The sequence below is a fragment of the Agromyces bauzanensis genome (assembly GCF_014645655.1).
Lineage (GTDB): Bacteria > Actinomycetota > Actinomycetes > Actinomycetales > Microbacteriaceae > Agromyces > Agromyces bauzanensis.
Window position 1 is genome coordinate 16,381 of the sequence record NZ_BMMD01000021.1, and the last position, 24,025, is coordinate 40,405.

A 24,025-nucleotide genomic window follows, 5' to 3' on the forward strand; every position below is an offset into this window, starting at 1 on the left:
GGTGCTGTGGTGGACTCGGTGCACGGATTCCGGATGATCGCGGCATCCGATCGGGCCGGATCCGACCCCGGGCATGCACACGCAGCGCCCCCTGTGTAGCGGGTTTTGCCAGCCTTCTCCGTTAGGCTCCACTATATGTCTGCCCAAAATCGTACGCTGAGCGACGTCGGCGCCGGGGTCCTCGGTTTCGTCGGCATGAGCGCTCTGGCCGGCGTTCTCGTCACGGCTGCGGTCACGCCTGCCCTCGCGGTCACCGGCATGGCCGCCAACAACGGCATCACGATGTTCGAGAACCTGCCCGGCTACCTCAATATCGGCGAGCTGTCGGAGAAGACGGACATCTTCGCGACCCAACCCGATGGCTCGCAGGCGCACCTCGCCTCGTTCTTCGACGAGAACCGTGAGGAAGTCGCCTGGGATTCGATCAGCCAGTACGTGAAGGATGCCGCGATCGCCGGTGAGGACCCCCGGTTCTACGATCACGGCGGCATCGACATCCAGGGCACGATCCGCGGCGCACTCAGCACCTACGTGCTCAACCAGGACGTGCAGGGCGGTTCCTCGATCACGCAGCAGTACGTGAAGAACGTGCGCATCAACAACGGCATCCGCGAGGCGCAGACCGAGGAGGAGAAGGAGGCCGCGTACGATGCCGCCACCGAGACGTCACCCGAGCGCAAGCTCCAGGAGATGCGGTACGCCATCGCGCTCGAGAAGAAGTTCTCGAAGGACGAGATCCTCCTGGGCTACCTCAACATCGCGGCGTTCGGCGGCCGCGTCTACGGCATCGAGTCGGCAGCGCAGTACTACTTCAACAAGCACGCGGCCGATGTCACGCTCGCCGAGGCGGCGAGCCTCATCGCGATCGTGAACCACCCGGAGAAGTTCCGCCTCGACTATCCCGAGAGCGAGACGAACGGCGTCAACACCGTCGTCGACGGTCAGCCCGTGCCGTACGCCGACAACAAGCAGCGTCGCGACTACATCCTCGGCGAGATGCTGAAGGAGAAGAAGATCACGCAGGAGGAGCACGACGCCGCGGTCGCGACGCCGGTGACCCCCGTGATCACCGAGCCGAGCACGGGCTGCCAGAGCGCCGACGGGAGCGCGTTCTTCTGCGACTACGTGAAGAACGTCATCATCAACGAGTTCGACGACCCCGCGACGGCCGACATCGACGAGGGCGCCCAGCTGCTGCAGCAGGGCGGCCTGCAGATCCTCACCACGCTCGACCTCGAACTGCAGAACAAGGCGGAGACGGCCATCGACCAGAATGTGCCGTACGTCGATCATCGGTTCAACGTGGGCTCCGTGGCCGTCACCGTGCAGCCGGGCACCGGCAAGATCCTCGCGATGGCGCAGAACAAGAACTACACCGAGGATCCCGAGGTCGCGGCCGCAGATCCGAGCTACACGTCGGTGAACTACAGCACCGACTTCGACTACGGCGGGTCGAGCGGCCTCCAGCCGGGCTCGACGTACAAGGTCTTCACGCTCGCGGAGTGGCTGAACGCCGGCCACTCGCTCCGTGAGACCTTCAACGGGTCACGCCGCACGTTCACGTCGTTCACCGACAGCTGCACCGGCAACTGGAGCGGCAGCTACAACCCGCGTAACGACGACGGCCGCATCGCCAACAACGCCATCGACGCCACCGCATGGTCGGTGAACACCAGCTTCATGTCCATGGCGTCGCAGCTCGACCTCTGCAACATCAAGCAGACCGCCCAGGCGTTCGGCATCCACCGTGCCGACGGCAGCGAGCTGCAGATGAACCCCTCCGACGTGCTCGGCACGCAGGAGATCGCGCCGGTCACCATGGCGGCGGCCTTCGCGGGCATCGCGAACAACGGCCTCACCTGCACGCCCATCGCGATCGAGCGGATCGTGAAGGCCGACGGCACGGAGCTGACGCCGCCCGCCTCAACGTGCACGCAGTCCGTCACGCCCGAGGTCGCGCATGCCATGACCTACGCGATGCAGCAGACGTTCGCCGGCGGTGGCACGGCGACGGCGTCCGACCCCGGCACCGGCGTGCCGCACATCGGCAAGACGGGAACCACCGACGGCGCGCAGGACACGTGGATGATCGGTGCCACCACCACGGCCGCCACGGCGGTCTGGGTGGGCAACGTCGTCGGTGACGCGAACCTCCGTGACCTGAGCTTCGACAGCGGCAGCGCGGCCACGGCACGTCACCGCATCTGGCCCATGATCATGGAGGTCGCCGACAACAAGTACGGCGGAGCGGAGTTCCCCGAACCCGACGCGAGCTACTTCAAGCAGGTGCTCGTCGACATCCCGCAGGTCGTCGGCCTCTCGCTCGACGCCGCCAGGCAGGCCCTCGAGGTCGCGGGCTTCGTCTTCGAGGACGGCGGTCAGCAGGACTCGGACCTCCCGGCCGGCACGGTCTCCGGCACGGATCCCTCGGGTCAGGCGGGCCGCGGCACCACGATTCGCGTCTTCACGAGCAACGGCAACAGCAACAACACGACCGTGCCCGACCTCAGCGGCATGACGCAGCAGGAGGCGAAGGCGGCCCTCGACCAGGCCGGTCTCAAGATGAAGACCTCGGGCGCCAACTTCGACCCGACCGCCGTCGTCGAGAGCCAGGATCCGGCGCCGAACACCGCGGTGAAACGCGGAGCCACGGTCACCGTGACGTTCAGCAGCGTCACGGGCGGCGGCAACGCACCGGGCGACGGTTGACTCGCGCCCCGCTCTCGCCTGCCGCGCGGATCGCACTGGCGATCGGCGCGGCAGGCGCTGCCGCGTTCGCGTGGGGCAGTCTCGTCGAGCGCACGCGCTGGACGCTCCGCAGGGTGGACGTGCCGGTGCTGCCGGCCGGTGCCCCGCCGGTGAAGGTGCTGCACCTCTCCGACCTGCACATGGCACCCTGGCAGCACGACAAGCAGGAGTGGGTGCGCTCGCTCGCCGAGCTCGAGCCCGACCTCGTCGTCGACACCGGTGACAACCTCGGGCACGAGCGCGGCATCGAGGGTATCCGGCGCGCCTTCGACGCGTTCCGCGGTGTGCCCGGCGTCTTCGTCAACGGCTCGAACGACTACCTCGGTCCCACGCTGAAGAATCCGTTCATGTACTTCGGCGGTCCCTCCGAACTGTCGCGCCGCTCGAAGCGACTCGACATCGGCGCGCTGCACGCCTACTTCGCCGAGCTGGGCTGGCACGACCTCGACAACACCGCCGCGAGCCTCGACCTCCGCGGCACGCACTTCGAGATCTTCGGCGTCGACGACCCGCACAAGGGCTATGACCGGCTCGACCTCATCGCCGCGGCGATCGACGACCTGCGTGCCGAGGATCCGCTCGGCGACGAGCACTGGCCCGACGCGGCATCCGCCCCTCGTCGCCCCACGGTCACGGTCGGTGTCGCGCACGCGCCGTACCAGCGGGTGCTGAACTCGTTCGTGAATCACGGCGCCCAGCTCATTCTCGCCGGTCACACCCACGGCGGCCAGGTGTGCGTTCCGGGCTACGGCGCCCTCGTCACCAACTGCGACATCCCGCGGCGGCAGGTGAGGGGCCTCAGCACGTGGCAGCATGGGCTGCGGTCGGCCTACCTCAACGTCTCGGCGGGGCTCGGCACGTCGATCTACGCCCCCGTGCGGTTCGCGTGCCCGCCCGAGGCGACACTGCTCACGCTGGTGCCGACGCAGTAGCGGGACGGCCGGATGCCGCGGCCACCGCATGGTCGGCCGGCCGCGGTTTTTCGGCTATCCTTGTGGAGGCCCGTGAGGGTCACCGGGGTGTGGCGCAGCTTGGTAGCGCGCTTCGTTCGGGACGAAGAGGTCGCAGGTTCAAATCCTGTCACCCCGACCAGGTGAAGACCCCCTCCTTCGTGGAGGGGGTCTTCGCCGTTTCGCGGGTCGCCGTCACCGATCGGATGACCCGGGCGGGCGTGCTTCATCGAATGCCGCGGCCGCCTCGACCAGCGTGCGGAACGTCTCGGCGAACCGAGCGGCGGGTGCTCCGTCGATCACGGCGTGGTCGAAGGTCAGGGTGAGCGGCAGCATCGGCCTGGCGACGACGCGGCCGTCGCGGACGACCGCGCGATCGTCGATGCCGCCGACCGTGGCGATGACGGTCAACGGAGCGAGCGGGATGGCCCACCCCCAGCCGCTCGTGAACATTCCGATCGACGTGACGCCCACCGCGGGGCCGAACGTCGCGGCGACCCGCGGGCTCATCCCGGCCATGCGGATAGCGCTCCGCCGGAGCGGACCGGGCAACCGCACGATCCAGGCCGTCAGCCCGGTCGGCCGCGCGGACTCGCCCGGGCCGAGCTTCGCATCATGCAGCCGGGCGGAGATCTCGGCGCAGGATCTCCGGTCGGCGTCGGGGATCGTGACGACGTCGAGCACCGAACGCCCCTCCCACTGCCGCTCGACGGTCGCCCCGAGGTCGACGCGATCGAAGGTGAGGATGCGATTTCCGGCCCTGCGGGCGTTCACCTCGGGATGTCGGGCCACCGCGCGCCCCAGCGTCGCGACCACGAAACCGGTCCACGTCACTCGCGACTCGGCGGCCTCGATCCGCGCCGCGGCCTCGGTCACGTCGAGCTCCACCAACGCGTGCACCTGGAACCGTCGGCTCGCGCCGGCCAGACGGTCGAGCACAGGCCGGCGCTCCTTCGGCACGGCGCGCACCATGTACCCCGGTGCCTCTTCAGGCCTCGCGCTCCGGCCCGGCCGGCGATGTGCGGTCAGCGGATCCCGCGCCACAACTCGCGCTCCCACCGCCGGGGGTCCTCCACGACCTGCGACGCGGTGTCGAATCGCATCGTGGCCCGGCGTCCGAGGTCGTAGCTCGGCCAGCCGGGGTCGCCGTTCGTGGCGAAGGAGACCCACGCCGAGTGCATGAGGTCGGCGAGCGCCTGCGGGGGACCCTGTCCGAGCATCGGCCCGAAGAGCGGGATGTCCGGGCGCGCGATGTCGAAGACGAACGGGATCTCGAGGGCGTGCACCGCCCCGAGCCCCGGAGACGGCCAGGCGAATTCGTACATGTACGTGCCACCGACTGCGACGGCGCGAGCGTCCGCGCGAGCGTCGGCGAGGCGGAGGGCCGGAATCCGCATCCACCAGTCGGTCTGCACGGTCGCCAGCAGCTCGCCGGGGGTCGACTCCGGATACCGGGCCCGGTAGGCGGCGAGCGCCTCGGCGACCGGAAGCCCGTATGCGCCCAGCGACTGGTTGCCGTACGCCTCCACCGGTCCGGTCAGGATCTCGTCGGTCATCTGGCCGATCATGCCGCTGACCACGCTCCACAACCGCCAGTCGTCGGTGTTCGTCCCGACGATGACGTCGACGTCCCCGCTCGAACCTGCCGCGATCAGGTCGATGGGTCGGCCCGGCAGGACCTGCCCGTCGATCACCGGCTGCCACGGCATGTTGCTGGCCACGACGGCGGAGCCCCAGCGACCCGGGTCGGGGTCTGCGAACAGCTCGGCCTTCAGCTCGGACTGCACGGCCACGAACCGTTCCACCCCGACGGCGGCGATCGCCTCACGAGTCGCGGGGACGCCCAGTCGCTCGGCCAGGTACCCGGAGATGCGTCGCGCATCCTCGGCCGGGGTCACATGATGCGCGGCCCCGCTCTGCAGGATCGCGCGCCGGAACAGGCCCGCGGCACGGGGCATGGCGAGGAGCATGCCGATGCTCATCGCGCCGGCCGACTCGCCGAACACGGTGACGTTGCCGGGATCCCCGCCGAAAGCGGCGATGTTCTCCCGCACCCATTCGAGTGCCGCGACCTGATCGAGCAGCCCGACGTTGGCGACGCCGTCGCCGAGGAACAGGAACCCCTCGGCGCCGGGGCGCCAGGTGATGACGACGCAGACCACGCCGTCCCGGGCGAAGCGACTGCCGTCGTAGGCCGCCGTCGAGCTGATCTCGAACATGCCGCCCTGGATCCACACCATCACGGGCAATCGCGTCGCTTCCCGGTCGGGCGTCCACACGTTGAGATTGAGGCAGTCTTCCGAGGGCGCCGCCCGCTCGATCTCGGCGAACGACTCGTCGATCTCGCGCCAATCCCCGGACACGCCGGACCCGGGGCCGCCGGTCGTCGGCGGCGTGACCTGCGGTGGCTCAGGGCCCAGCTCGACGGCATCCCGCACACCGCTCCACGGCTCCACCGGCCGAGGCGGCCGGAGTCGGTTCGGACCGAACGGCGGCGCGGCATACGGCATGCCCCGGAACACCTGCACCCCGTCGGCGACACTGCCGCGAAGCTTCCCGTGCACGGTCTCCACGACTACGGCCATACGCACCACCGTGCACCCCGACCGGAGTATCGGCAGGGGCGAAGGTCCCGGCGTTCAGCGGCGGGCGCTCCGCGCCGCGCTCGGGCGGGCGCTCCGCGCCGCGCTCGGGCGGGCGCTCCGCGCCGCGCTCCGCCGCGCGCCCTCGGCGGCGGTTCCACGGGCGTGCGCGATGGCATCCGCCGCCCGAACGAGCGCGAGGTGCGACAGCGCCTGCGAGGTGTTGCCGGCCAGCCGCCCGGTGTGCGGGCCGACCTGCTCCGCGAGCAGGCCCAGGTCGGTGCAGTAGCCGAGGATCCGTTCCATGAGGGCGGTGGCGTCGTCGAGCCGACCGGAGTGGGCGAACTGCTCCACGAGCCAGAACGAGCAGGCGAGGAAGTCGTTCTCGCCGCCCGGCACGCCGTCGACGTCGGCTTCGGTGCGGTACCGCCGCAGCAGCCCGTCGTGGAGCAGGGTCTGCTCGATGCGAGCGACCGTGCCGAGCATCCGCGAGTCTTCGTGCGCGAGGTAGCCGACATGGGGAAGCTGCAGCAGGGCCGCGTCGACCTCGGTCGTGCCCTCGAATTGCACGTAGCTGCCGATCTCGGGATCGAAGCCGCCGTGCTCGATGCGCTCGGCGAGACGGGCACGGATGTCCCGCCGGCGCTCCACGGGCCCGTCGCATCCGTCGGACTCGACCGCGCAGATCGCTCGGTCGAATGCCGCCCAGAGCATGACGCGGGAGTGCGTGAAACGCCGCGCCTCTCCGCGGATCTCCCAGATGCCGGAGTCGGGGCGGTCGAGTTGGCGCTCGGCCTCGCCGAGCAACGCGAGCTGCAGCGACCAGGAGTCGAGGTCCTCGTCGACGCCGGCGTGCCGTGCCGCATCGAGGGCGATCATGATCTCGCCGAAGATGTCGGCCTGGTACTGCTCGGATGCCGCGTTGCCGACGCGGACGGTCGACCAGCGTGTCACGAGGGTGAAGGTATCGGTCGTGTAGGCGCGCGACAAGGTCGCCGCGGCATCCACCGGCCGGAGGCTCCACAGACCCTGGTCGGGGCCACCGAGGAGCGCCCCGAACACCGATGCGGCGTCGAAGCGGGGTAGGCAGAGCCAATCGATCGCCCCGTCGGCCCCCACGAGCGCGGCCGTACGGCAGTCGCCGATGACGGCGTAGTCCTCGATCGGCTGCGGCATGGTCGGGTCTCCCGTGGAGTCCGTCCCATTCTGCCGCACTCGCCCGCTGTGCCCGCTGAGCCGGGCGGCGGATGGTGCGCACGCAGCGCGAGTTTCGCGGACAGCCGGCCGCACCTGGTCAGGCCGCGGATGCCCCGCTGGCCGAGCGCGAGCGCGAGCTCGACGGCACGACCTGACCGTCGTGCGCATGCCTGATCTCGAGGTGCGGAGATCGGTTGCCGGCGCGCGGTCGTTGTTCGGGGTCGATGTGCGGCGGCGGGATGAACCACGCCCGATTGTCGCGGATCTCGATGCTCCAGCCGTTCCGATGGAGCAGCCCATGATGGAACGCGCAGAGCAACACGCCGTTCTCGAGGTCGGTGGGGCCGTGATGCCGCTTCCACCATCTGATGTGGTGCGCCTGGGTGTGGGCGATCGGCCGGCGGCACCCGGGATGGGCGCACCCGCCGTCGCGCTCGGCCAGTGCAAGCCGCTGGGCTTTGGTGAACAGTCGCTTTCCCCTGCCGAGGTCGAGCACCTCGCCTTCGCCGCCGCACACCATCGGGATGACACCGGCCGACGCGGCCAGCTGACGTGCCGTGGTGGCGGAGACCGGCTGGTCGATTCCATCGATGGTCGCGTGGCCGCGCCCGGTGAGGAGTGAGTCGTGATCGATGCGGGCGACGACGGTGGCGAACCCGAGTGCCGGCAGCGACGCACCGGCCGACGAGATGGCGAGACGTGCGACGTCAGCGAGCGCGTCGGCGTTCATCTGGTCGATCGAGCGCTGTTCGGCGAACGCAGCGTCAGCCGCACCCGAAGCACCGGCCGCACGCGAGGCGCCCGCACGCGCAGGGTCGCCGGCGAGCGCAGGGTCGCCCGCACGCGCAGGGTCGCCCGCGAGCGCAGCGTCGACGGCGCCGCCTGCCGCATCCGCCCCGACCGCGGCCGCCGTCTCGCCGAAACCCGGCCGGGCATCACGGGCCCGGTGAAGCTCGGCGCCCACGAGCGACTCGACGGCCACCTTGATGGGCGCGCCCGTGACCGGGTCGAACCGGCCGCGCAGGTTGATCATGCCGGCGCTGTCTTCCCAGATTCTCAACGAACGCTGACCATGCAGTTCGTCTTCTCGAGGTCGGACGCCGTCGGGATCGAGCCGGGCTTCGAGCTGCTTGATGAGCCGGTTGAGGCCGTCGACGCCGACCACCGGCCCGCGCTCGACCAGCATGGCCTCGGACCACGCAAGATCGTCAGCAGAGGCCCGAACAGACACCCGGGTGAGGAACGCCGTGATCACGGCCGCGGCCTCGACGCCGAGCCGGCCCGCGCCGACTCCGGCGGCGACGTGGGCGAACCGGGGCGGTAGGCGTTCGCCCGTGAACGCGGCGCGCGGCTCGGTGGCCTCGCCGACGGCGATGAGCTTGACCGCCTCGGAGTAGCGCCCGCCCTTCATGGTGGCGATGAGGCCGGCCGGTGTGGAGTGCCCGGTTCGGCGTGCCAGCCCGTCGTTGCCCGCCTCGCTCGGCGAGCGTCGCGTGAGGCCCGCAGCGCAGCGCACCGTGAGCGCGTCGACGCGCTTCGACAGCCCCGCGAGCGCCTCGGTCACCGCGAGGAGACCGGCATCCGTCATCGAGAGCACATCGGCCGCGGGATCGGAGGATGCCAGGGTCACGGCGTCGCCCCACGCACCGACGAACGCGTCGACCTCGGCGAGCAGTTCGCCGAGAGCTGCGGGGATTTCTGGCATGGGTCCATCATCGCAGAACCGTGCGAAATTCGTTCGAGTTATCCACAGCGCACGAGCAACAGGACTCGAATCTCTGTTCTAGGTATCTGTCTCGGTGAAGTGCGGGGTCATATCCCGCATCTTGCGCAAGCGGGCGCGGGGATCCCGCGGATTCCACCGGAATTGGCGCCGAATCATGAGGAACCAAGCGCGTAGGCCGGCCGCTTCACCTGGACAGATACCCAGAACCTCTGTCCGATTCGACGGCGACGCCCGAGGCATCCGCCGGCCGCGACCCTCAGGGCCGCCCCAACCCCCGATACACCCAACCGGCCGCGCGCCACGCGACGGGGTCGAGCACGTTGCGTCCGTCGATGATGCGTCGGCCCGCGACGAGGCGCCCGGCCTCCTCGGGGTCGAGCGCGCGGTACTCGCGCCATTCGGTGACGAGCACGACGAGCTCGGCGTCGCGCAGGGCGTCGTGCGTCGACGAGGTGTAGTCGAGCTGCGGATGCCGCAGCCGCGCGTTCTCGAGACCCTCGGGGTCGGTGGCGACGACCTCGGCCCCGAGTCCCTTCAGCTGCACGGCCACGTCGAGCGCGGGCGAGTCCCGCACGTCGTCGGATTCGGGCTTGAACGTGACGCCGAGCACGGCGATCTTCTTGCGGAACGCGGAGCCGCCGAGCGCCTCGATCGCGAGGTCGACGACGCGCTGCCGCTGCCGCAGGTTGATCGCGTCGACCTCCTTCAGGAAGCCGAGCGAGTCGCCGAGCCCGAGCTCATCGGCGCGTGCGGTGAACGCGCGGATGTCCTTCGGCAGGCATCCGCCGCCGAAGCCCACGCCGGCGTTGAGGAAGCGGCGGCCGATGCGGGCATCGTGTCCGATCGCGTCGGCGAGCGCCGTGACATCCGCCCCCGTGGCATCCGCGATCTCGCTCATGGCGTTGATGAAGCTGATCTTCGTGGCGAGGAACGAGTTCGCGGCGACCTTCACGAGCTCGGCGGTGGCGTAGTCGGTCACGATGCGTGGCGTGCCCGCCTCGATCGCGGCGCGGTAGATCTGGTCGAGCATGGATGCCGCGTGGTCGGCGGCGACGCCGTACACGAGTCGGTCGGGCTCGAGAGTGTCCTTCACGGCGAAGCCCTCGCGGAGGAACTCGGGATTCCAGGCGAGGCTCGCATGCGGGGCATCCGCTCGCAGACGCGACGCCAGCCGCGCTGCCGTGCCGACCGGCACCGTGCTCTTGCCCACCACGAGCGCACCCTCGCCGAGGTGCGGGAGCAGCGATTCGAACGCGGCATCCACATAGCTGAGGTCGGCGGCGCCGCTCCCCGGCACCTGGGGGGTGCCCACGGCGAGGAAGTGCACGTCGGCGTCCGCGGCATCCGCGATATCGGTGCTGAACCGCAGCCGGCCGCTGGCCGTGGCTGAGGCGAGGATCTCGGGCAGACCCGGCTCGTAGAACGGCGGACGCCCGGCCGCGAGGGCGGCGATCTTGCGTTCGTCGACGTCGATGCCGATGACCTGATGGCCGAGCTCGGCCATGGCCGAGGCGTGCACGGCACCGAGGTAGCCGCAACCGATCACTGAGATGCGCATGGAAACCCTTCGTTCAGACACTCGACCCATTCTGCAACACCCGGCGCACCTACTCTGATGGCATGACTCCCCCCGATCGAGGCCGCCGATGGGCGCTGCTCGTGCTCGCGATCTACGCGGCGCTCGCCTCGTTCGCCCTGCTGGTGCCGCGCCCGATCGACGAGGGATTCACGCCGTGGGTGCGCGGTGTGCTCGCCTTCCTGCGCAACCACGGCCTCGGGCTCCTGTCATGGCTCGGCTACGACGTCGTCGAGTACGCCGCGCACGCGGTGGTGTTCGCGCCGCTCGGCATCCTCGCGGTGGTGGCATTCGGTCGACGGATGTCGTGGCTCGCCGTGCTCCTGCTGCTGGGCGCCTGCTGGCTGGTCGAGTACGCCCAGTCGATCATGGGGTCGGCCGAGCCGCCGTCGACGCCCGATCTCCTCCTGAACACGGCCGGGGCACTCGCCGGCGCGGCGGTCGGCTACTGGGCGGCGACCCCCACGCGCGCTCGCAGGTCGAGCAGCTGACCATCCGGGCAGCCGGGCCCTGCCCCGCCCGCCGCTAGGCTGATTCGATGCCCGACCCGCAGGCGACCCGCTCCGGGCCGAGGACGGCGCGCGCGGCCGCGCGGGTCATCCTCGCGCCCTACCTGGTGGCGCTCGCCCTGATCGTGTTCCTCCCTGCACGTGACGCCGGCCGGGTGACCGGCATCGTCGGCTGGGCGGCCGACCTTGTCGCGACGTGGGGCGTGCCGCGCGAGCCCGCGGCGATCGTGTTCGAGTTCGTGGCGAACGCCGTGCTGTTCGTGCCGTTCGGGCTGCTCGTGTCGGCGGCGGCGCCGCGGTGGTCGCCTCTGGTGGTGATCGGACTCGGATGCCTCGTCAGCATCACGATCGAGCTGGCGCAGCTCGGCATCCCGTCGCGCGTGCCCACGGTCTCTGACGTGATCGCCAACGTGGCAGGCGTCGCGGGCGAGTGCGTGGTGGTGTGGTGGCGGCGGATGTCGCAAGCAGGTCGCACGGCTTGTCCGGATCGAAGTGTTACCGACCTCGGCTCAGCGAGCCCTGACCGCTCCAGCGACCGGAAGCCTTGGACAAGTGCTCTGCGGTGGACACGGCTCAGCCCTAGAGCCAACCGAAATCGCCTAGCTTCAGCTGCGAACCGCGCACGTTCCGTTCGTTCAACAGCTGTTCTGCCAAACGCTTGATGAGTGCGGTATCAGTCGCACGCTCGAATGGCACGACGACACGAGGCACGTCGAACCACTCAAACTGCCCCTCGAACTTGCCGAGATAGGAAATGCCCACTGTAGGCACAGCGCTGCTCAGTGCGGCAACGCACGCGTGCATGCGAGCCGAAATGAGCAACACTGCTCGAGAGATGACGCCCTTGGCCTCACGTGCGTCGGCGACGACCCATGGCCGCACCGAGTCCAAGTTCACCCGCTCAGCTATGCGATTCACCAACGCAAGGTCACCAGGGTGTTCACGCAGATCGTGAGGAAGCAGAAATACTTTCATCTTCCGCCCAAGCCAAGTCGCGAGATCGGACCAGGAATCAACGAGGTCACTCTCCGAAAACTCGAAGTGTGTCGCCAAGTGGGCATTTGGCACCAGAACACAGTACTCGGCAGCGTGTTGCTCAACACGCGCGCACTCGAGAAGCGCGCCGACGTCTGGCGCCACGCCGACCTCACGCTGCAGGAATCCCTGTGCACGACGCTGCGAGTTCACATCGCGAGCATGCAATTCGACCCCGCTGTCAAGTCGTCTCAATAATGAAAGTGCCAACGGCGTAGGCTCCGCCGAGATGCTGAAATTCACGAGCTGAACGCGGTGGCCAGAGGCTGCCGATTCGTTGAGAGCTGCGACGCGATGCGCCAAGAACCGATGCTCGTAATCTCCTCCCACGGTGTCCGCGCCGACGACGGTGACGCTATTGCCGGAATACAACCTCCGAGCTGTCGCAGTGGGGTGCAGAGAGTGTCGCCGCATCAACTCAACCATCGACTGGATGCGATCGATGCCCACCTGACGCCAGGGAGCCGCGGGCCCTGGCGCAAGGAACCTGACCTCTACCTCGCTGTGTCGAAGGCCGCGCTGCGCGCCAAGCGCGAGCGCTTGGTCGCCCATTGACCCAAACGAGGCCGGAAGGATCACCAACCGCCCGCTCGCGCCCGATCGGACGGGCGCTCTCCGACTCGAGGTTGCGTCTGTATTAGCGAATCGAGCAAGTATACGGTCCGCGCTCTTCTTCATCAACTTCGTCAAATGCAACTGCTCTCCTCACTATCAACGGGAATTTCAGTACGCCAGCGACCATGCACGCAGTCTGGTGCAACTCAATGCTGCTTACGGGATCCCACGCCCCAAACGATGACCGCGAGTGGCAACAACGGTGTTAGGTGGCGAAGGAACGAACCGAAGTCAGGCTCGAAAAGCGCTTGAGTTGCAAGGAGCGCGCCGAACAAGGCTACCGCCCGCTCGACGTGAACGTTCTCCGAAGTACCGCTCGTCGTCGGAATATTGAGGATCGTGGTGAGTAGCACCAGCCCGAGGAGCGTTCCTAGCAGAGTGTAATAGGCACCTCCCAACGAGAACAGGGGAATCGGCACGATGAACTGGATCCAGGCGAGAATCGAGTTGATGATCCCGCCGAAGGGCTCTGGAGCGTCAATGCCCCGCCTGATCATGCTCGCGGAGTCTTCAATTCCGAATCGACTCAGATTCACAGATAGCCGAAAGTAGTCCGCGGGCTGGCCTAAGACCGTGACGATCGCAACACCCACCCCCATGATGAACACGACGGACCACACGGTGAAGCGTAGGGGGCTGCTATGGCGGAGTAGGACTAAACGAAAGAGCACGTACCCTGCCGCGACGATAACCCAGTAGGTTCGAAACACTCCGGCGTATGCAAGAAGTGATACGACGATTGCGGCCTCCGACCACAACGATCGGGGTAGTACAAGCACCAGCGCAACGACGGGCAGTACGAAAACATCCTTCGAGTAGAAGCCCAGATAGATCGCCGAAAGCACGAGTCCAACCAGTAGCAGACCCATTGCAGGGAAACTGAGGTGGGACATTCTGCGTAAGGCAATCGCGTAGACGACGAGCGCAAGCATGAAGCCCAGTAATGACGCTCCAATGCTTGCATCTGCCAGCCCAAGCGATCGATACACCTGAGCCACGTTCTCAAATGACTCGTCGTTCAGCGGGTCGATTCTGCCCTGAGCTATGCCCTGGATGCGCTCGCCGTCATAGCTAAACCGCGGTGGCAGAAACGTTTCACGTGTAAGCAGAAATGCCGTCGCGACCAACGAGACGACGATCACCGCTCCATGGAAGAGCAGCCGTCGGGTTGGGGTTTCCTGCGTTGACGATACGAGCGTCATCGTGCCGCTCGCTCGTGCATTCGAACCTCATGGGTCGCATTCAGGACGTCACGTCCAACTCGGGCCCAGGAGAACGCTCCATCCGCGGCAGCCTTCGCCGCCGCGCTGAGGCACTCATACTTCGCTGGATCTCGGATAAGCGATTCGAGCGCATCCGCGAATGCCTCGCTCGTGACTTCGCTCGCCAAGAGCCCGGCCGACGTCTGCTCGACCTGCTCGACAAGTCCGCCCACGGGCGTGACAACGGTTGGCACACCCTCAGCAAGCGCGACGGCCAACACACCAGACTGGCTCGCCTCGATGTATGGCAGCGCCAGGACGTCGAATGAGGCGACGACCTCGTTCACCTGGCCGTCATCCACCCATCCGGGGACGGATCGTATCTGTTGTCGGAGTTCCGGTGACAGCGTGCCGAGGGCGGGCCCGTCACCCACAACGGGCGCGTCTACCTCGAACCCTCGCTCACGAAGAATCCGTATGGCGTCAGCGAAAATATCAAGTCCCTTGTAGGGGAGCATGCGGCCGAACATGCCGATCACTCGAACAGGCCCACCACGCACCGCACTCGGTGAATCCTCCCGAGCGAACACAGGATGAATGGTGCGCCAGATCGGTTTGGCAACTCCGGACTCGATGAGCTGAGCTTCGACCGCCTCCGAGTACACGATGAAACCGTCAGCGCGTGAACGATCCAGCCTGGTCGCGACGGCCCAAGCCATGGAACCGTCACCCGGGTGCGCGACTGCATCGTGAACGGACGCAAGGTATAGCACCGATCGTGGCAGTGCGACATGCACGGCGAGTGACTGCCAGATGCTGAACATCGGGCTGACGACTACGTCGATCTTGTGCGAACGGATGAATCTACGCAGTCCAATCACGCCGACAACGAGCCGGGGTAGCCCGGTGATGACTCCGAGCTTCGATCGGTACGTACGGATCGAGTGCTGCGGCACGTCCAGGTCCTGCGATGCGGACGCGTTGTCGGCATTCGACGCATATGAGAACGCGACGTCGACATCGCTCACCTCACGGAGTGCTCGAGCCATACCATGTGCAAGGCGCGGCCCCGCTCCTGATTGTCCCCAGTGAATCACGAGCACCGTGACCGGCGATGCATAGGTTGTCATGTGATCGCCTCCCGGTTCCGCGCTCGAACGACAAGCTGCAACAACGCGACGTAAAGCGCCGTCGACAGAACGCCGAGAAATCCAATCCCGGCAAGCAGGGGAATGCCGTGCAACAGGGACAACGCAGCGAACGCGCCGACGAGGCGGCTCGCGTCCCAAAATAGCCGCGGCATCGCACTCCCGAACATGCCGAGCAATCGCCCAATGACGGAAGTTCCGGCAAAGAACCCCGCGAAGCCGACCACAGCCATGAGCATCCAGCCAACTTCGGCGGGAGACTTGTCGAGTATTTCGGGATCAATCCAGACGACTGCAACGACGCTGAACAGGACGCTTAGTCCTCCGATGACCGACGAGAGCCAGACTCCCCGGCGGAGCGCTGAGGTCAGACTAGCTGCGCTGCCGCTCTGCAGTCGGCGTGCAAAGTCGATGTCCACCTTCGGTCCGACGATCTGCGCGCCGACAGTCTGGAAGCCGCCAGCAATGCGAACGACGGCCGCCCACGCTGCCTGGTATTGGCCAAGCAGCGGCAGCGCGAGCGACCCGATCTGCCCAGCGCTAGTACCAAGTAGACCGGAGAGCACGAGTGGGATGCTCGCGCGAGCTTGCCGGACAAGGTCGCCGAGCGAGATCGGACCCCCGTCAGAGCGCGACCGATTTCGTCGCGTGGTGCAGGCGATTGCACCGAGATACGCGACGGCCGCGAGCAGTACGAAGCCGAGCCCATCGAAGCGAGCGAGGCAGGCAAGCAACGTGAGGATGAAGACGAGTACGCCGTATGCCAGCCGCCTGCGTTGGATCCCGCCGTAATCAAGCGCTCGGGTACGAATCGCGAGCGACACCATGAAGCTCGCCTGACCGAGTAGGAGCACAGCTGCGGCAAGAAACATCGCCGCCAACTGCCGGTTCCCCGCGAGTGCCAGAACGCCCGCGGTCGCGACGCCAACCACTGTTGAAACCGAAATCAGACCCAGCGAAGCGAGAACAAGGCTCCGCGCATCCCGATCCTCGACCATCGGTGGCAAGCGAATCGAGATGGCCAGGGTTGTCACGCTTGCGGCGATCGTGACCACGCCACTTACGAACACCAAGAATATGAGTGCGTCATTAAGCCCCCAGACAATCGGAAGCAGAGTAGAGCCGAAGGTCAGCCCTTGCGCGACAATGCCTTCGCGCGCAGCGACGACGAATCGGCGAACACCCCGGGCGACCGCGCGAACTCCAGGCGTGTCCGGATCCCGAGGCTCATCCATCGGCGATCATCTCGTAGAGATTCGTCAGCCGTTCGCGCTGCACATCGGCACTCATCGCAGACGCAAGCGAATGGCTTCGTCCGATGGCGTCAAGTCGGATCGACGGGTCAGCGCTGAGCCGGTGGACCTGGTTCGCCATCGACGCAGGATCCTTCGCAATGAGCAAAGGAGTCCCCTCGAACGCCGGGATGTCTCGAGCGACGATCGGAATCCCAGCGGCTGCGGCATCGAGGACGCTCAGCGGGAAGCCCTCGTAATTGGCTGTGTGTATGTACACACTAGAGGCGGCCACTCGGGATAGAACTTCTTCTTCGCTCAGCCATCCCGTCACCACAATTCCAGCATCACGAAGCGTCCGTACAAGCGCAGGTTCACCATCGCCGATCCATTCGAACCTAAAGGCAGGGTCGCTCGTCGCAAGCGTTTGGGCAACTGAGGCGAAGAACGCTGGATCCTTTTGCTCGACAACCCGGCCCACCGTGCTCACCGTCACGACACCGAGCTCGCGCGGATGCGGCCGCACCTGCCCTGTCATAGTTGGCGAATTCGGCACGAGCACCGTGCTCGCCCGACGATGCAGCTGAGCCGCCAGCCGCTGCTCCCGAGCAGTGAGCACAACAAAATGTCTGGCGCGAGGGGCCAGCGCTTGTTCCGCCCACCTGTAGATGGTGCGGGTGATGGGCTTCGCCATCTCGAAGGCGAAACTATGCGGCTGATAGATCACCGGGACGGGCAGCTTCACGATGCGGGTGTATACCCCTGCCCAACTCGAGTGAGCGTGAACCACCCGCGGGCGTATCGACCTTGCGGCCGCAACGACGGACCGGACAGCAGCCATGGATTTGGCGGGCAGGACCTGCACGTCCGCGTACAGACCACTCTTCTCCGCGCGGTCGATCTCTTGACCACGTGCCAACAGAACGTGCCTGTACTCGGGGGTCGCACCGACGGCCCGGTCGATCGCGCGCCCTACCCCTGCCTCATAACATTCGGCCACGTGCAGGATGACTCTCGATTCCGTCCCGGCATCCAGCGCGCGCATTAGTGTGCCCCTGTCCCGGGCGCCACGACCGCTCGAATCGTCCGCCACAGGATCACGATGTCCCCCACGGTCGACCAGTTCTCCACGTAGTACAGATCGAGGCGAATCGCATCATCCCACTCCAGGCTCGAACGCCCGCTCACCTGCCACAGGCCGCTGATGCCCGGCTTCATCATGAGCCGGCGGTGGGCGGAGGGGTCGTAAAGCGCCACCTCTGCCTCGCGCTGCGGTCTCGGGCCGACGAGGCTCATGTCGCCCCGCAGCACGTTGAAGAACTGGGGCAACTCGTCGAGCGAGTAGCGACGGATGAAGCGACCGACCGGCGTGATGCGCGGGTCGTTGTTGATCTTGAAGAGCGGTCGGTCGCTCGTGCCCTGCTCGTCGAGGAGGCTCTTGAGCTGATCGTCGGCTCCGTGCACCATGGAGCGGAACTTCAACATGGGAAATGGCACGCCGCCAAGGCCGATGCGTTCCTGCGAGTAGAAGACCGGTCCGGGACTCGAGAGCTTCACCACGATCGCGACCGCGACCATGATCGGGCTGCTCAGTGCGATGAGTGCGAGGGATCCGAAGATGTCGAAGATGCGCTTCGACACCTGCTTTCGACCCTCGAAGGCCGGGTACTCGACGTGGATGAGCGGGAGCCCGGCCACGGGGCGGGCATGGATGCGTGGGCCCGCGACATCCGTCAGTGCCGGCGCGACGATGAGGCTCATCGAGCGCGACTCGAGATCCCAGCCCAGCTGGCGCATGTCGCGCGGCTCGATGGTGTCGGCGCCCGTGAGGATCACCGTGTCGACGCCGGCGCGGTCGATGGCGTCGAGCGCGTCGGCATAGCCCGCGACGACCGGGATACCCGGCGAGAGGTCTTGGGAGGTGGTGCCGTGCTCGGTGATCGCACCCACGATGTGGATGCCCGAGGCGCCATCGCGCTTGATCTGCTGCGCCACGTGCTGCGACTTCATCCGGTCGCCCATGAGTAGCGCGCGGTAGAGGTACTCTCCTTCGGCGCGCTTGCCGTTGAGCCACTGGCGCCACGCCCACCGGCTCACGAGCAGCAGCACCAGACCCGCGGGGAGTGCGATGAGCAGATATCCGCGACCGACCAGTGATTGGGTCAGGAACGCGACGATCGCGAACAAACCGAACACCCGCAGCGTGGCGTCGGCGATTCGGCGGTACTCGACACTGCCAGAGCCGATGACCTTGTGGTCGCGGGTGGCGAAGAACTCGAGCGCGAGCATCCAGGCCACGATGACCACGACCGACAGTGCGGTATACGTGATCTCGAACTCCACGGCCTTCGTGCGAGGGATGTCGAGCTCCACCACGCGAGTGCCGAAGCGCAGCACCTGCGAGCCGAAGACCGCGACCACTACGGCGAGGAGGTCGGTCATGAACAGGCGGATGGCGAAGCCGCGCTGCCATCGAGCCACCACGGTACTCGGGGGTGAGGTCTCCCTCGGCTTGGTCAGAGCCACGTCGCGCCTCCATCCTGCGTACGCCCGAGTGCGTCGCCCGCCCACAGCCACGTCGTCCCGTCGGCAGCTGACGCCACCGCGGCCTCACCGGGCGCGACCGTGGCGGGCAGGCACGCACCCGCGGCAATCGGCGCGAGGCCGCCCGGGGCGACGCCGAGGCCGACGAGTTGCGCACCTGCGCAGCCGTTCTGATTGACCACGGCGACACGGTAGGCATCGGCACCGACACCGATCGCGGCGGCGCCAGGCACCGGTGCCGGCGGCATCCAGGTGTTTCCAGCGTCAGTCGTCGCGTGCACGGATGCGTCGTCGCAGAGCACGGCGGCCGAGTTCTCGTCGATCACCGCGACCTGCACGACGACGGCGCACGGCGCCTGCCGGTCGCCCGTGGGGGAATGCACGCCGGCCCGGTTCGCGGGGTCGATGAACCAGGAGGCGGCCAGCTCGTCGGGTGCCGTCTCCCATGCCTCACCGCCGACGAAGGACTGCTCGTAGTCCGGCGCACAGCCCTCGGTCGCGAGTCCGAGGAGCGAGACGAACGCGTCGGCATCGGCCGAGACACGCTGCACGGACGCGACCGCGGCCGCCTCGAGCGGCCGCCACGTCGCCCCGGCGTCACCTGTCGTCTCGATCGTCGAGGGCGTCGGGCATTCGGTGGCCACGACGCGAACCGCGGAGTCGACATCGATGGCGGCGATGACCCGATTGGGCACCGCCACGGGCGTCACGGCCGCGGGTGCGGACTCGGGAGACTGACCCTCGGTGGGCGGCGCGGTCACGTCGGCACCAGGAGCCGCGGTGGTGCCGGGCGTCGAGCCTGCGCTGACTACCGAACCGTGCTGCATCAGCGCGACGTAGGAGAGGGCCATCACGAAGATCGCGAGCAGGGTGACGCCGACGACAGACCACGCCGCGCGTCCGCGGTGCGGGCGCGATCGACGCGGGGCCGCCATCGTCTCAAGCCTCGACTCGCTGCGCCGCGCGCGTGAACAGCGCGACCGTCGCCTGTACGGCGGGCACGAGCTGCGCGGCGGTGGCCTCGTAGACTGCGGCCGACTGACGGTATGGATCGACGACGTCGGCGTCGTCGGGCGACGCGAACGGCTGCACGACCCCGCGGAGCGACGCCGCTGCCACGACGGCGTCTCGCAGGCGACTGCGCAGGCTGTCGTCGCCCATTGGCGAGGCCGCGTCGTCGAGGTCGAAGTCGGTGACGGATGCCGCGAGGTGCCCGAACTCGCGGAGGGTGAACGTGTGGCGCGTCGCGCTCGGCACGAGCTCGACGACCGCACGCCGGTGCTCGCGGGCGAGCCCCAGCACCAGGTCGGCGTCACGGATGAGCTGCTCGTCGACCTGACGGGCGACGTGGGCCGCGGCATCCAGAGCTCCGTACCGCACCGACAGCGCCTGCGCCTCGGCCGGCATGCCGTGGCCGACCATGGCGCTCGTGCCCGCGCTGGCCACGGTCACGCCGTCGATTCCGGCGAGACCCGAGCGCAGCAACTGCTCAGCCAAGGGTGAGCGGCAGATGTTGCCCGAGCACACGGTGAGGATGGAGAACGTCATGCGCGGCCGCTCCTGGGTCGTTCGTGGGCGCCGGTGCCGTCGAACACGTCGTCGAGGTCGTGGGTGACGCCGTAGGTGTAGTTGCCGTAGCCGTAGCTGTCGGGTCCCTTCGTCGGCAGCATCGTGACCACGACGCCGAGCAGACGGCTGCCGATCGCTTCGAGCGCGCGCACCGCGCCCGCCAGCTCCTGCTTCTTCGTCGCGCCCGACGCCGCCACGAGGATGGCGCCGCCCGCGAGCTTGGAGATCACCGCGGCATCCGTCACGAGCAGCAACGGCGGGGCATCGATGAGCACGTAGTCGAACTGCTCCGTGAGGGTGGCCAGCACGGTCGCCATAGCCGCAGACCCGAGCAACTCGCTCGGGTTCGGCGGGATCCGACCCGACGGAAGCACGTAGAGCCGCCCGCGACCCCACTTCTGCAGCACGTCGACGAGTTCTGCTCGACCGATGAGCACGTCGGTGAGGCCGACACCTCCCTCGATCGAGAGGTACTCGGCGACCTTCGGCAGGCGCAGGTCGCCGTCGATCAGGGCGACGCTCGCACCGGTCTCGGCCAGCGAGATGGCGAGGTTCGCGGTGGTCGTGGTCTTTCCCTCGCCCGGGCCGGCGCTCGAGACCACGAAGCTGCGAGGGCCGCCCTCGATGTTGACGAACTGCAGGTTCGTGCGAAGGCTCCTGAACGACTCAGCGCGGGGGTTGTGCGGGTCGGCGTGCACGATGAGCGGGCGTGTGCGCGCGTCGGGGTCGAGCGCGATGCCGCCGAGCAACGGCGCGTCGGTGATCTGCGAGATGTCGTGCAGCGAGTGGATGCGCGTGTCGAGCACGCTGCGCAGCACGGCGATGCCGATGCCGATGGCCAGGCCGACGAGTGCACCCAGCGCCAAGTTGAGCGGCACGTTCGGACTCGAGGCGGATTCGGGCACCGTGGCCGGCTGGATCGTCTCGATCTTGACGAGGCTGAGGGCCTCGCCCTCGGGCTTCTCGAGGTCGTTCACGACGACGTCGGCGAAGTTGGACCCCACGGCATTCGCGATCTCGGCCGCGGCCTCGGGGTCGCTGTCGGTGACGACGATCTCGATCAGCACCGTGTTGAGCGGTGAGCTCGCCTCGACCTTCGCCGCGAGTTCACCGCTCGTCGTGTCGAGCGCGAGCTGCTCGATCACCCGGTCGAGCACGATCGCGCTGTCGACGACGTCGACGTAGCTCGTCACCGCCTGACGGGCGAAGTTGGTGCCCTGCACGAGGTCACCGGTCGCGGCGCTGTCGCCCGATCGCACCGAGACGTAGAGCTCGGTCGTGGCCTCGTACTTCGCGGTGACCAGAATGGAATACACCGCGGCGGCGCCGATGCCGAGCAGGAGGCAGGCGAGGACGAGCACCCAACTCTTGTGCAGGATGCGCACGTAGTCGCGTAACTCCACCGATGTTTCCTTCCGATCCCGTGCGGCCCCCATCGCACGGTGAACGTCAGTGTCGCATCACGGTGTTACGTGCTTGCTACGTGCCGTATTCGGGGGCCAGCACGAAATGAGGCTACCCCCAGTGGGCGGATTCGGAGAAACCTAACCGATTCAGCCGCAGGTCGCCTCGGCCAGGGTCACCGTGGTCGCGTTGATCATCGGCGTGATGCGCACCTCGGTGGGTCCGGAGTCGGGCGTACCTGCGAACGTCGCACGCACGAGCGCCGACTGCCCGTTCTCGAGGTCGACCGTGAACTTCTCGGCCGGCCGCCCGAGGTCGGTGACCGAAGGCCCGGTCACGGTCTCGAGCCCGGGCTCGGGCACCTCGACGGCGGTCGTGGTGCCGCCCACCGGTCCGTAGAGGAACACCTCGGTGCGGTAGAAGTCGTAGAGGTTGCTGTCGATGTAGTCGGGCAGTTCGACGTCGTCGGGGACGTCGAACCGCAGTCGCACCTCGACCGTGTAGGTCGGCGCATCAGGCGTGCACGCGTTCGTGGTGACGTTCGCCTCGGTGTGCAGGTAGTAGTCGATCTTGGACGACGACCGGTCGCGGAAGTACACTCCGAGCGCCGTGGTTCCCTCGTTGCCGGCGGGCAGCGTGCCCTGCAGGCGCGTGCCGTCGAAGAGCGTCTGCGTCGCGGGATCGGCGCTCCACATCATGAGCGTGCCGCGGTTCGCCGCATCGACGACCGCGTCGGCCATGGCCCAGATGTCGTAGTCGAGCGACATCATGCGATCGAAGACGGCGGTGGCCGCCGACGCGAAGTACGCGTCGTTCTCGGCGCCGCCCTCGGGGTACCGGAAGTACGCCTCGTTGAGCAGCTTGGTCACGACGTTGTCGCTCGTGAGCTGCTCGCCGTCGGGCAGCGTGACCGGGCCGGTGACCTGGAGCAGTCGAGACAGGGCGATCGGGTCGATCGACACGACGACGTCGGGGGTCACGCCCAGCGTGCGCTGCCAGTGCGCGGTGATGACCTGTGCGGCCGTCGGGAAGTCGGGCCGGCTCGTGGCCGCATTCATGTTGTCGAGGAAGATCGAGTCGTACAGCTGCCTCGCGCCGTCGTCCATGGCGACGTCGAGCGGAGCCCCGACCGGGAAGTCGGTGCTGGACACCTGCTGCACCATCTGCACGTTGCCGCTGTCGACGCTCAGGAGGGACTGCGCCGCCGGCCCGCCACCGAGCGCCGCAGCCTCGGCGTTGTTGAGGAAGGCGAGCACCACGTTCTTCGGACCATCGACGCCGACCATGGCGCCGATGCCGGCCAACGCGCCGTTGATCGGCGGAATCGCCTCGCTCGCCGACCCGAGCATCTCGTCGAACTGCCCGACCGCCTGCGAGACCGGGCCGATCGTGGCATCCGTGTCGATCGACTGCACCCGCTCCTCCAGGTCGACGATGACGCGATCGGCGGTCGCGGCGATGTCGGATGCCTCGCGCAGCGGTGTCAGGTCGAAACCGCCCGTGGCCGGGTCGCGTCGCAACCCGAAGTCGGCGACGAGGCCCACGGCCGGCGACACGATCTCGGTCGACACCTCGTCGACGCCCTCGGCGATCACCCGCACCGCGCGCAGGTTCTCGCCGACGACGGGCACCAGCTCCCCCATGCGCCACAGCGGCTGGGCAGTGGGCACCACGGCGGCTTCGGCGGATGCCTCGAGTCGGTCGGCGATGGGCTGGAGCTGGTCGAGCTGGCGCGCGGTCGCGGCATCCTGGAACTCGGAGACCGCCGAGCTGGCTTCCTCGAGGTCGTCGCGCACCGACATCGCGTCGTTGTAGAGCGACCACGCGGCGAACCCGCCGCCGATGATGAGCAACGCCAGCACGGGCCAGATGATCGCGTGCGCGATCCACCGCCGCCGAGGCTTCTTCTCGGGGCGTGAGGAGCGGTCGAGACGCGCGTCGTCGGCGGTGATCACGGGCTGGGTCACAAGCACCCAGCATAGACGCGC

19 protein-coding genes and 1 tRNA gene are annotated in these 24,025 nt (G+C 67.8%); 5 read left to right on the top strand and 15 right to left on the bottom strand.

Going from position 1 to position 24,025, the window contains the following annotated elements:
- The first annotated feature begins 135 nt into the window (after positions 1-135).
- The 3 genes from IEX31_RS15370 (at position 136) to IEX31_RS15380 (ending at position 3,840) form a co-directional block, all read left to right on the top strand.
- On the top strand, positions 136-2,709 hold the full coding sequence (locus IEX31_RS15370; RefSeq protein ID WP_188744285.1) for a transglycosylase domain-containing protein: 2,574 nt from the start codon (positions 136-138) through the stop codon (positions 2,707-2,709).
- Positions 2,706-3,680: a metallophosphoesterase gene (locus IEX31_RS15375; RefSeq protein WP_188744286.1), complete on the top strand. Its 975-nt coding sequence runs from the start codon at positions 2,706-2,708 to the stop codon at positions 3,678-3,680. Before IEX31_RS15370 ends, IEX31_RS15375 begins: the two co-directional genes overlap by 4 nt.
- Positions 3,681-3,763: 83 nt before the next feature.
- A tRNA-Pro gene (locus tag IEX31_RS15380) sits at positions 3,764-3,840 on the top strand.
- 53 nt (positions 3,841-3,893) lie between these two features.
- On the opposite strand, the gene IEX31_RS15385 is transcribed toward IEX31_RS15380, so the two are convergent.
- The 5 genes from IEX31_RS15385 to IEX31_RS15405 all read right to left on the bottom strand — a co-directional run bounded on the left by IEX31_RS15385 (position 3,894) and on the right by IEX31_RS15405 (position 10,761).
- On the bottom strand, positions 3,894-4,637 hold the full coding sequence (locus IEX31_RS15385; protein WP_188744287.1) for a 2-oxo acid dehydrogenase subunit E2: 744 nt from the start codon (positions 4,635-4,637) through the stop codon (positions 3,894-3,896).
- An 86-nt stretch (positions 4,638-4,723) separates the two neighbouring features.
- On the bottom strand, positions 4,724-6,283 hold the full coding sequence (locus tag IEX31_RS15390) for a carboxylesterase/lipase family protein (RefSeq protein ID WP_188744288.1): 1,560 nt from the start codon (positions 6,281-6,283) through the stop codon (positions 4,724-4,726).
- 54 nt (positions 6,284-6,337) lie between these two features.
- Positions 6,338-7,456, bottom strand: a complete 1,119-nt coding sequence (locus IEX31_RS15395; protein WP_188744289.1) for a glycoside hydrolase family 15 protein — start codon at positions 7,454-7,456, stop codon at positions 6,338-6,340.
- Between the two features lie 118 nt (positions 7,457-7,574).
- A complete protein-coding gene (locus IEX31_RS15400; protein ID WP_188744290.1) occupies positions 7,575-9,182 on the bottom strand; it encodes an HNH endonuclease signature motif containing protein in 1,608 nt (535 codons plus the stop codon).
- 277 nt (positions 9,183-9,459) lie between these two features.
- The gene (locus IEX31_RS15405) at positions 9,460-10,761 is read right to left on the bottom strand and encodes a UDP-glucose dehydrogenase family protein (protein WP_188744291.1); all 1,302 of its coding nucleotides are present in this window, start codon (positions 10,759-10,761) and stop codon (positions 9,460-9,462) included.
- Between the two features lie 62 nt (positions 10,762-10,823).
- On the opposite strand from IEX31_RS15405, the gene IEX31_RS15410 reads away from it, so the two are divergent.
- Together IEX31_RS15410 and IEX31_RS15415 are read left to right on the top strand one after the other, a co-directional pair.
- Positions 10,824-11,270, top strand: a complete 447-nt coding sequence (locus IEX31_RS15410) for a VanZ family protein (protein ID WP_188744292.1) — start codon at positions 10,824-10,826, stop codon at positions 11,268-11,270.
- A 47-nt stretch (positions 11,271-11,317) separates the two neighbouring features.
- The gene (locus tag IEX31_RS15415) at positions 11,318-11,950 is read left to right on the top strand and encodes a VanZ family protein (RefSeq protein ID WP_188744293.1); all 633 of its coding nucleotides are present in this window, start codon (positions 11,318-11,320) and stop codon (positions 11,948-11,950) included.
- Here IEX31_RS15415 and IEX31_RS15420 read toward each other — a convergent pair.
- The 10 genes from IEX31_RS15420 to IEX31_RS15465 form a co-directional block, all read right to left on the bottom strand.
- Positions 11,868-13,001 carry a polysaccharide pyruvyl transferase family protein gene (locus tag IEX31_RS15420; RefSeq protein ID WP_345000875.1) on the bottom strand — a complete coding sequence of 378 codons (1,134 nt, stop codon included), beginning with the start codon at positions 12,999-13,001 and terminating at the stop codon, positions 11,868-11,870. The genes IEX31_RS15415 and IEX31_RS15420 overlap by 83 nt on opposite strands.
- Before the next feature lie 83 nt (positions 13,002-13,084).
- A complete protein-coding gene (locus IEX31_RS15425) occupies positions 13,085-14,140 on the bottom strand; it encodes a hypothetical protein (protein WP_188744295.1) in 1,056 nt (351 codons plus the stop codon).
- Positions 14,137-15,270, bottom strand: coding sequence for a glycosyltransferase family 4 protein (locus IEX31_RS15430; RefSeq protein WP_188744296.1), 1,134 nt, complete (start codon positions 15,268-15,270; stop codon positions 14,137-14,139). Before IEX31_RS15430 ends, IEX31_RS15425 begins: the two co-directional genes overlap by 4 nt.
- Positions 15,267-16,523, bottom strand: a complete 1,257-nt coding sequence (locus IEX31_RS15435; protein WP_188744297.1) for a hypothetical protein — start codon at positions 16,521-16,523, stop codon at positions 15,267-15,269. The genes IEX31_RS15430 and IEX31_RS15435 overlap by 4 nt, the downstream gene beginning before the upstream one ends.
- Positions 16,516-17,565, bottom strand: coding sequence for a glycosyltransferase (locus IEX31_RS15440; RefSeq protein WP_188744298.1), 1,050 nt, complete (start codon positions 17,563-17,565; stop codon positions 16,516-16,518). Before IEX31_RS15440 ends, IEX31_RS15435 begins: the two co-directional genes overlap by 8 nt.
- A complete protein-coding gene (locus IEX31_RS15445) occupies positions 17,565-19,046 on the bottom strand; it encodes a sugar transferase (protein ID WP_229662410.1) in 1,482 nt (493 codons plus the stop codon). The genes IEX31_RS15440 and IEX31_RS15445 overlap by 1 nt, the downstream gene beginning before the upstream one ends.
- Positions 19,037-19,999: a hypothetical protein gene (locus IEX31_RS15450; RefSeq protein WP_188744299.1), complete on the bottom strand. Its 963-nt coding sequence runs from the start codon at positions 19,997-19,999 to the stop codon at positions 19,037-19,039. The genes IEX31_RS15445 and IEX31_RS15450 overlap by 10 nt, the downstream gene beginning before the upstream one ends.
- Positions 20,000-20,003: 4 nt before the next feature.
- Positions 20,004-20,612, bottom strand: a complete 609-nt coding sequence (locus IEX31_RS15455; RefSeq protein WP_188744300.1) for an arsenate reductase/protein-tyrosine-phosphatase family protein — start codon at positions 20,610-20,612, stop codon at positions 20,004-20,006.
- Entirely contained in the window at positions 20,609-22,036 is a 1,428-nt protein-coding gene (locus tag IEX31_RS15460; RefSeq protein WP_188744301.1) for a tyrosine-protein kinase domain-containing protein, read from the bottom strand. The genes IEX31_RS15455 and IEX31_RS15460 overlap by 4 nt, the downstream gene beginning before the upstream one ends.
- Before the next feature lie 150 nt (positions 22,037-22,186).
- Positions 22,187-24,004, bottom strand: coding sequence for a DUF4012 domain-containing protein (locus IEX31_RS15465; RefSeq protein ID WP_188744302.1), 1,818 nt, complete (start codon positions 24,002-24,004; stop codon positions 22,187-22,189).
- Positions 24,005-24,025: the final 21 nt, after the last annotated feature.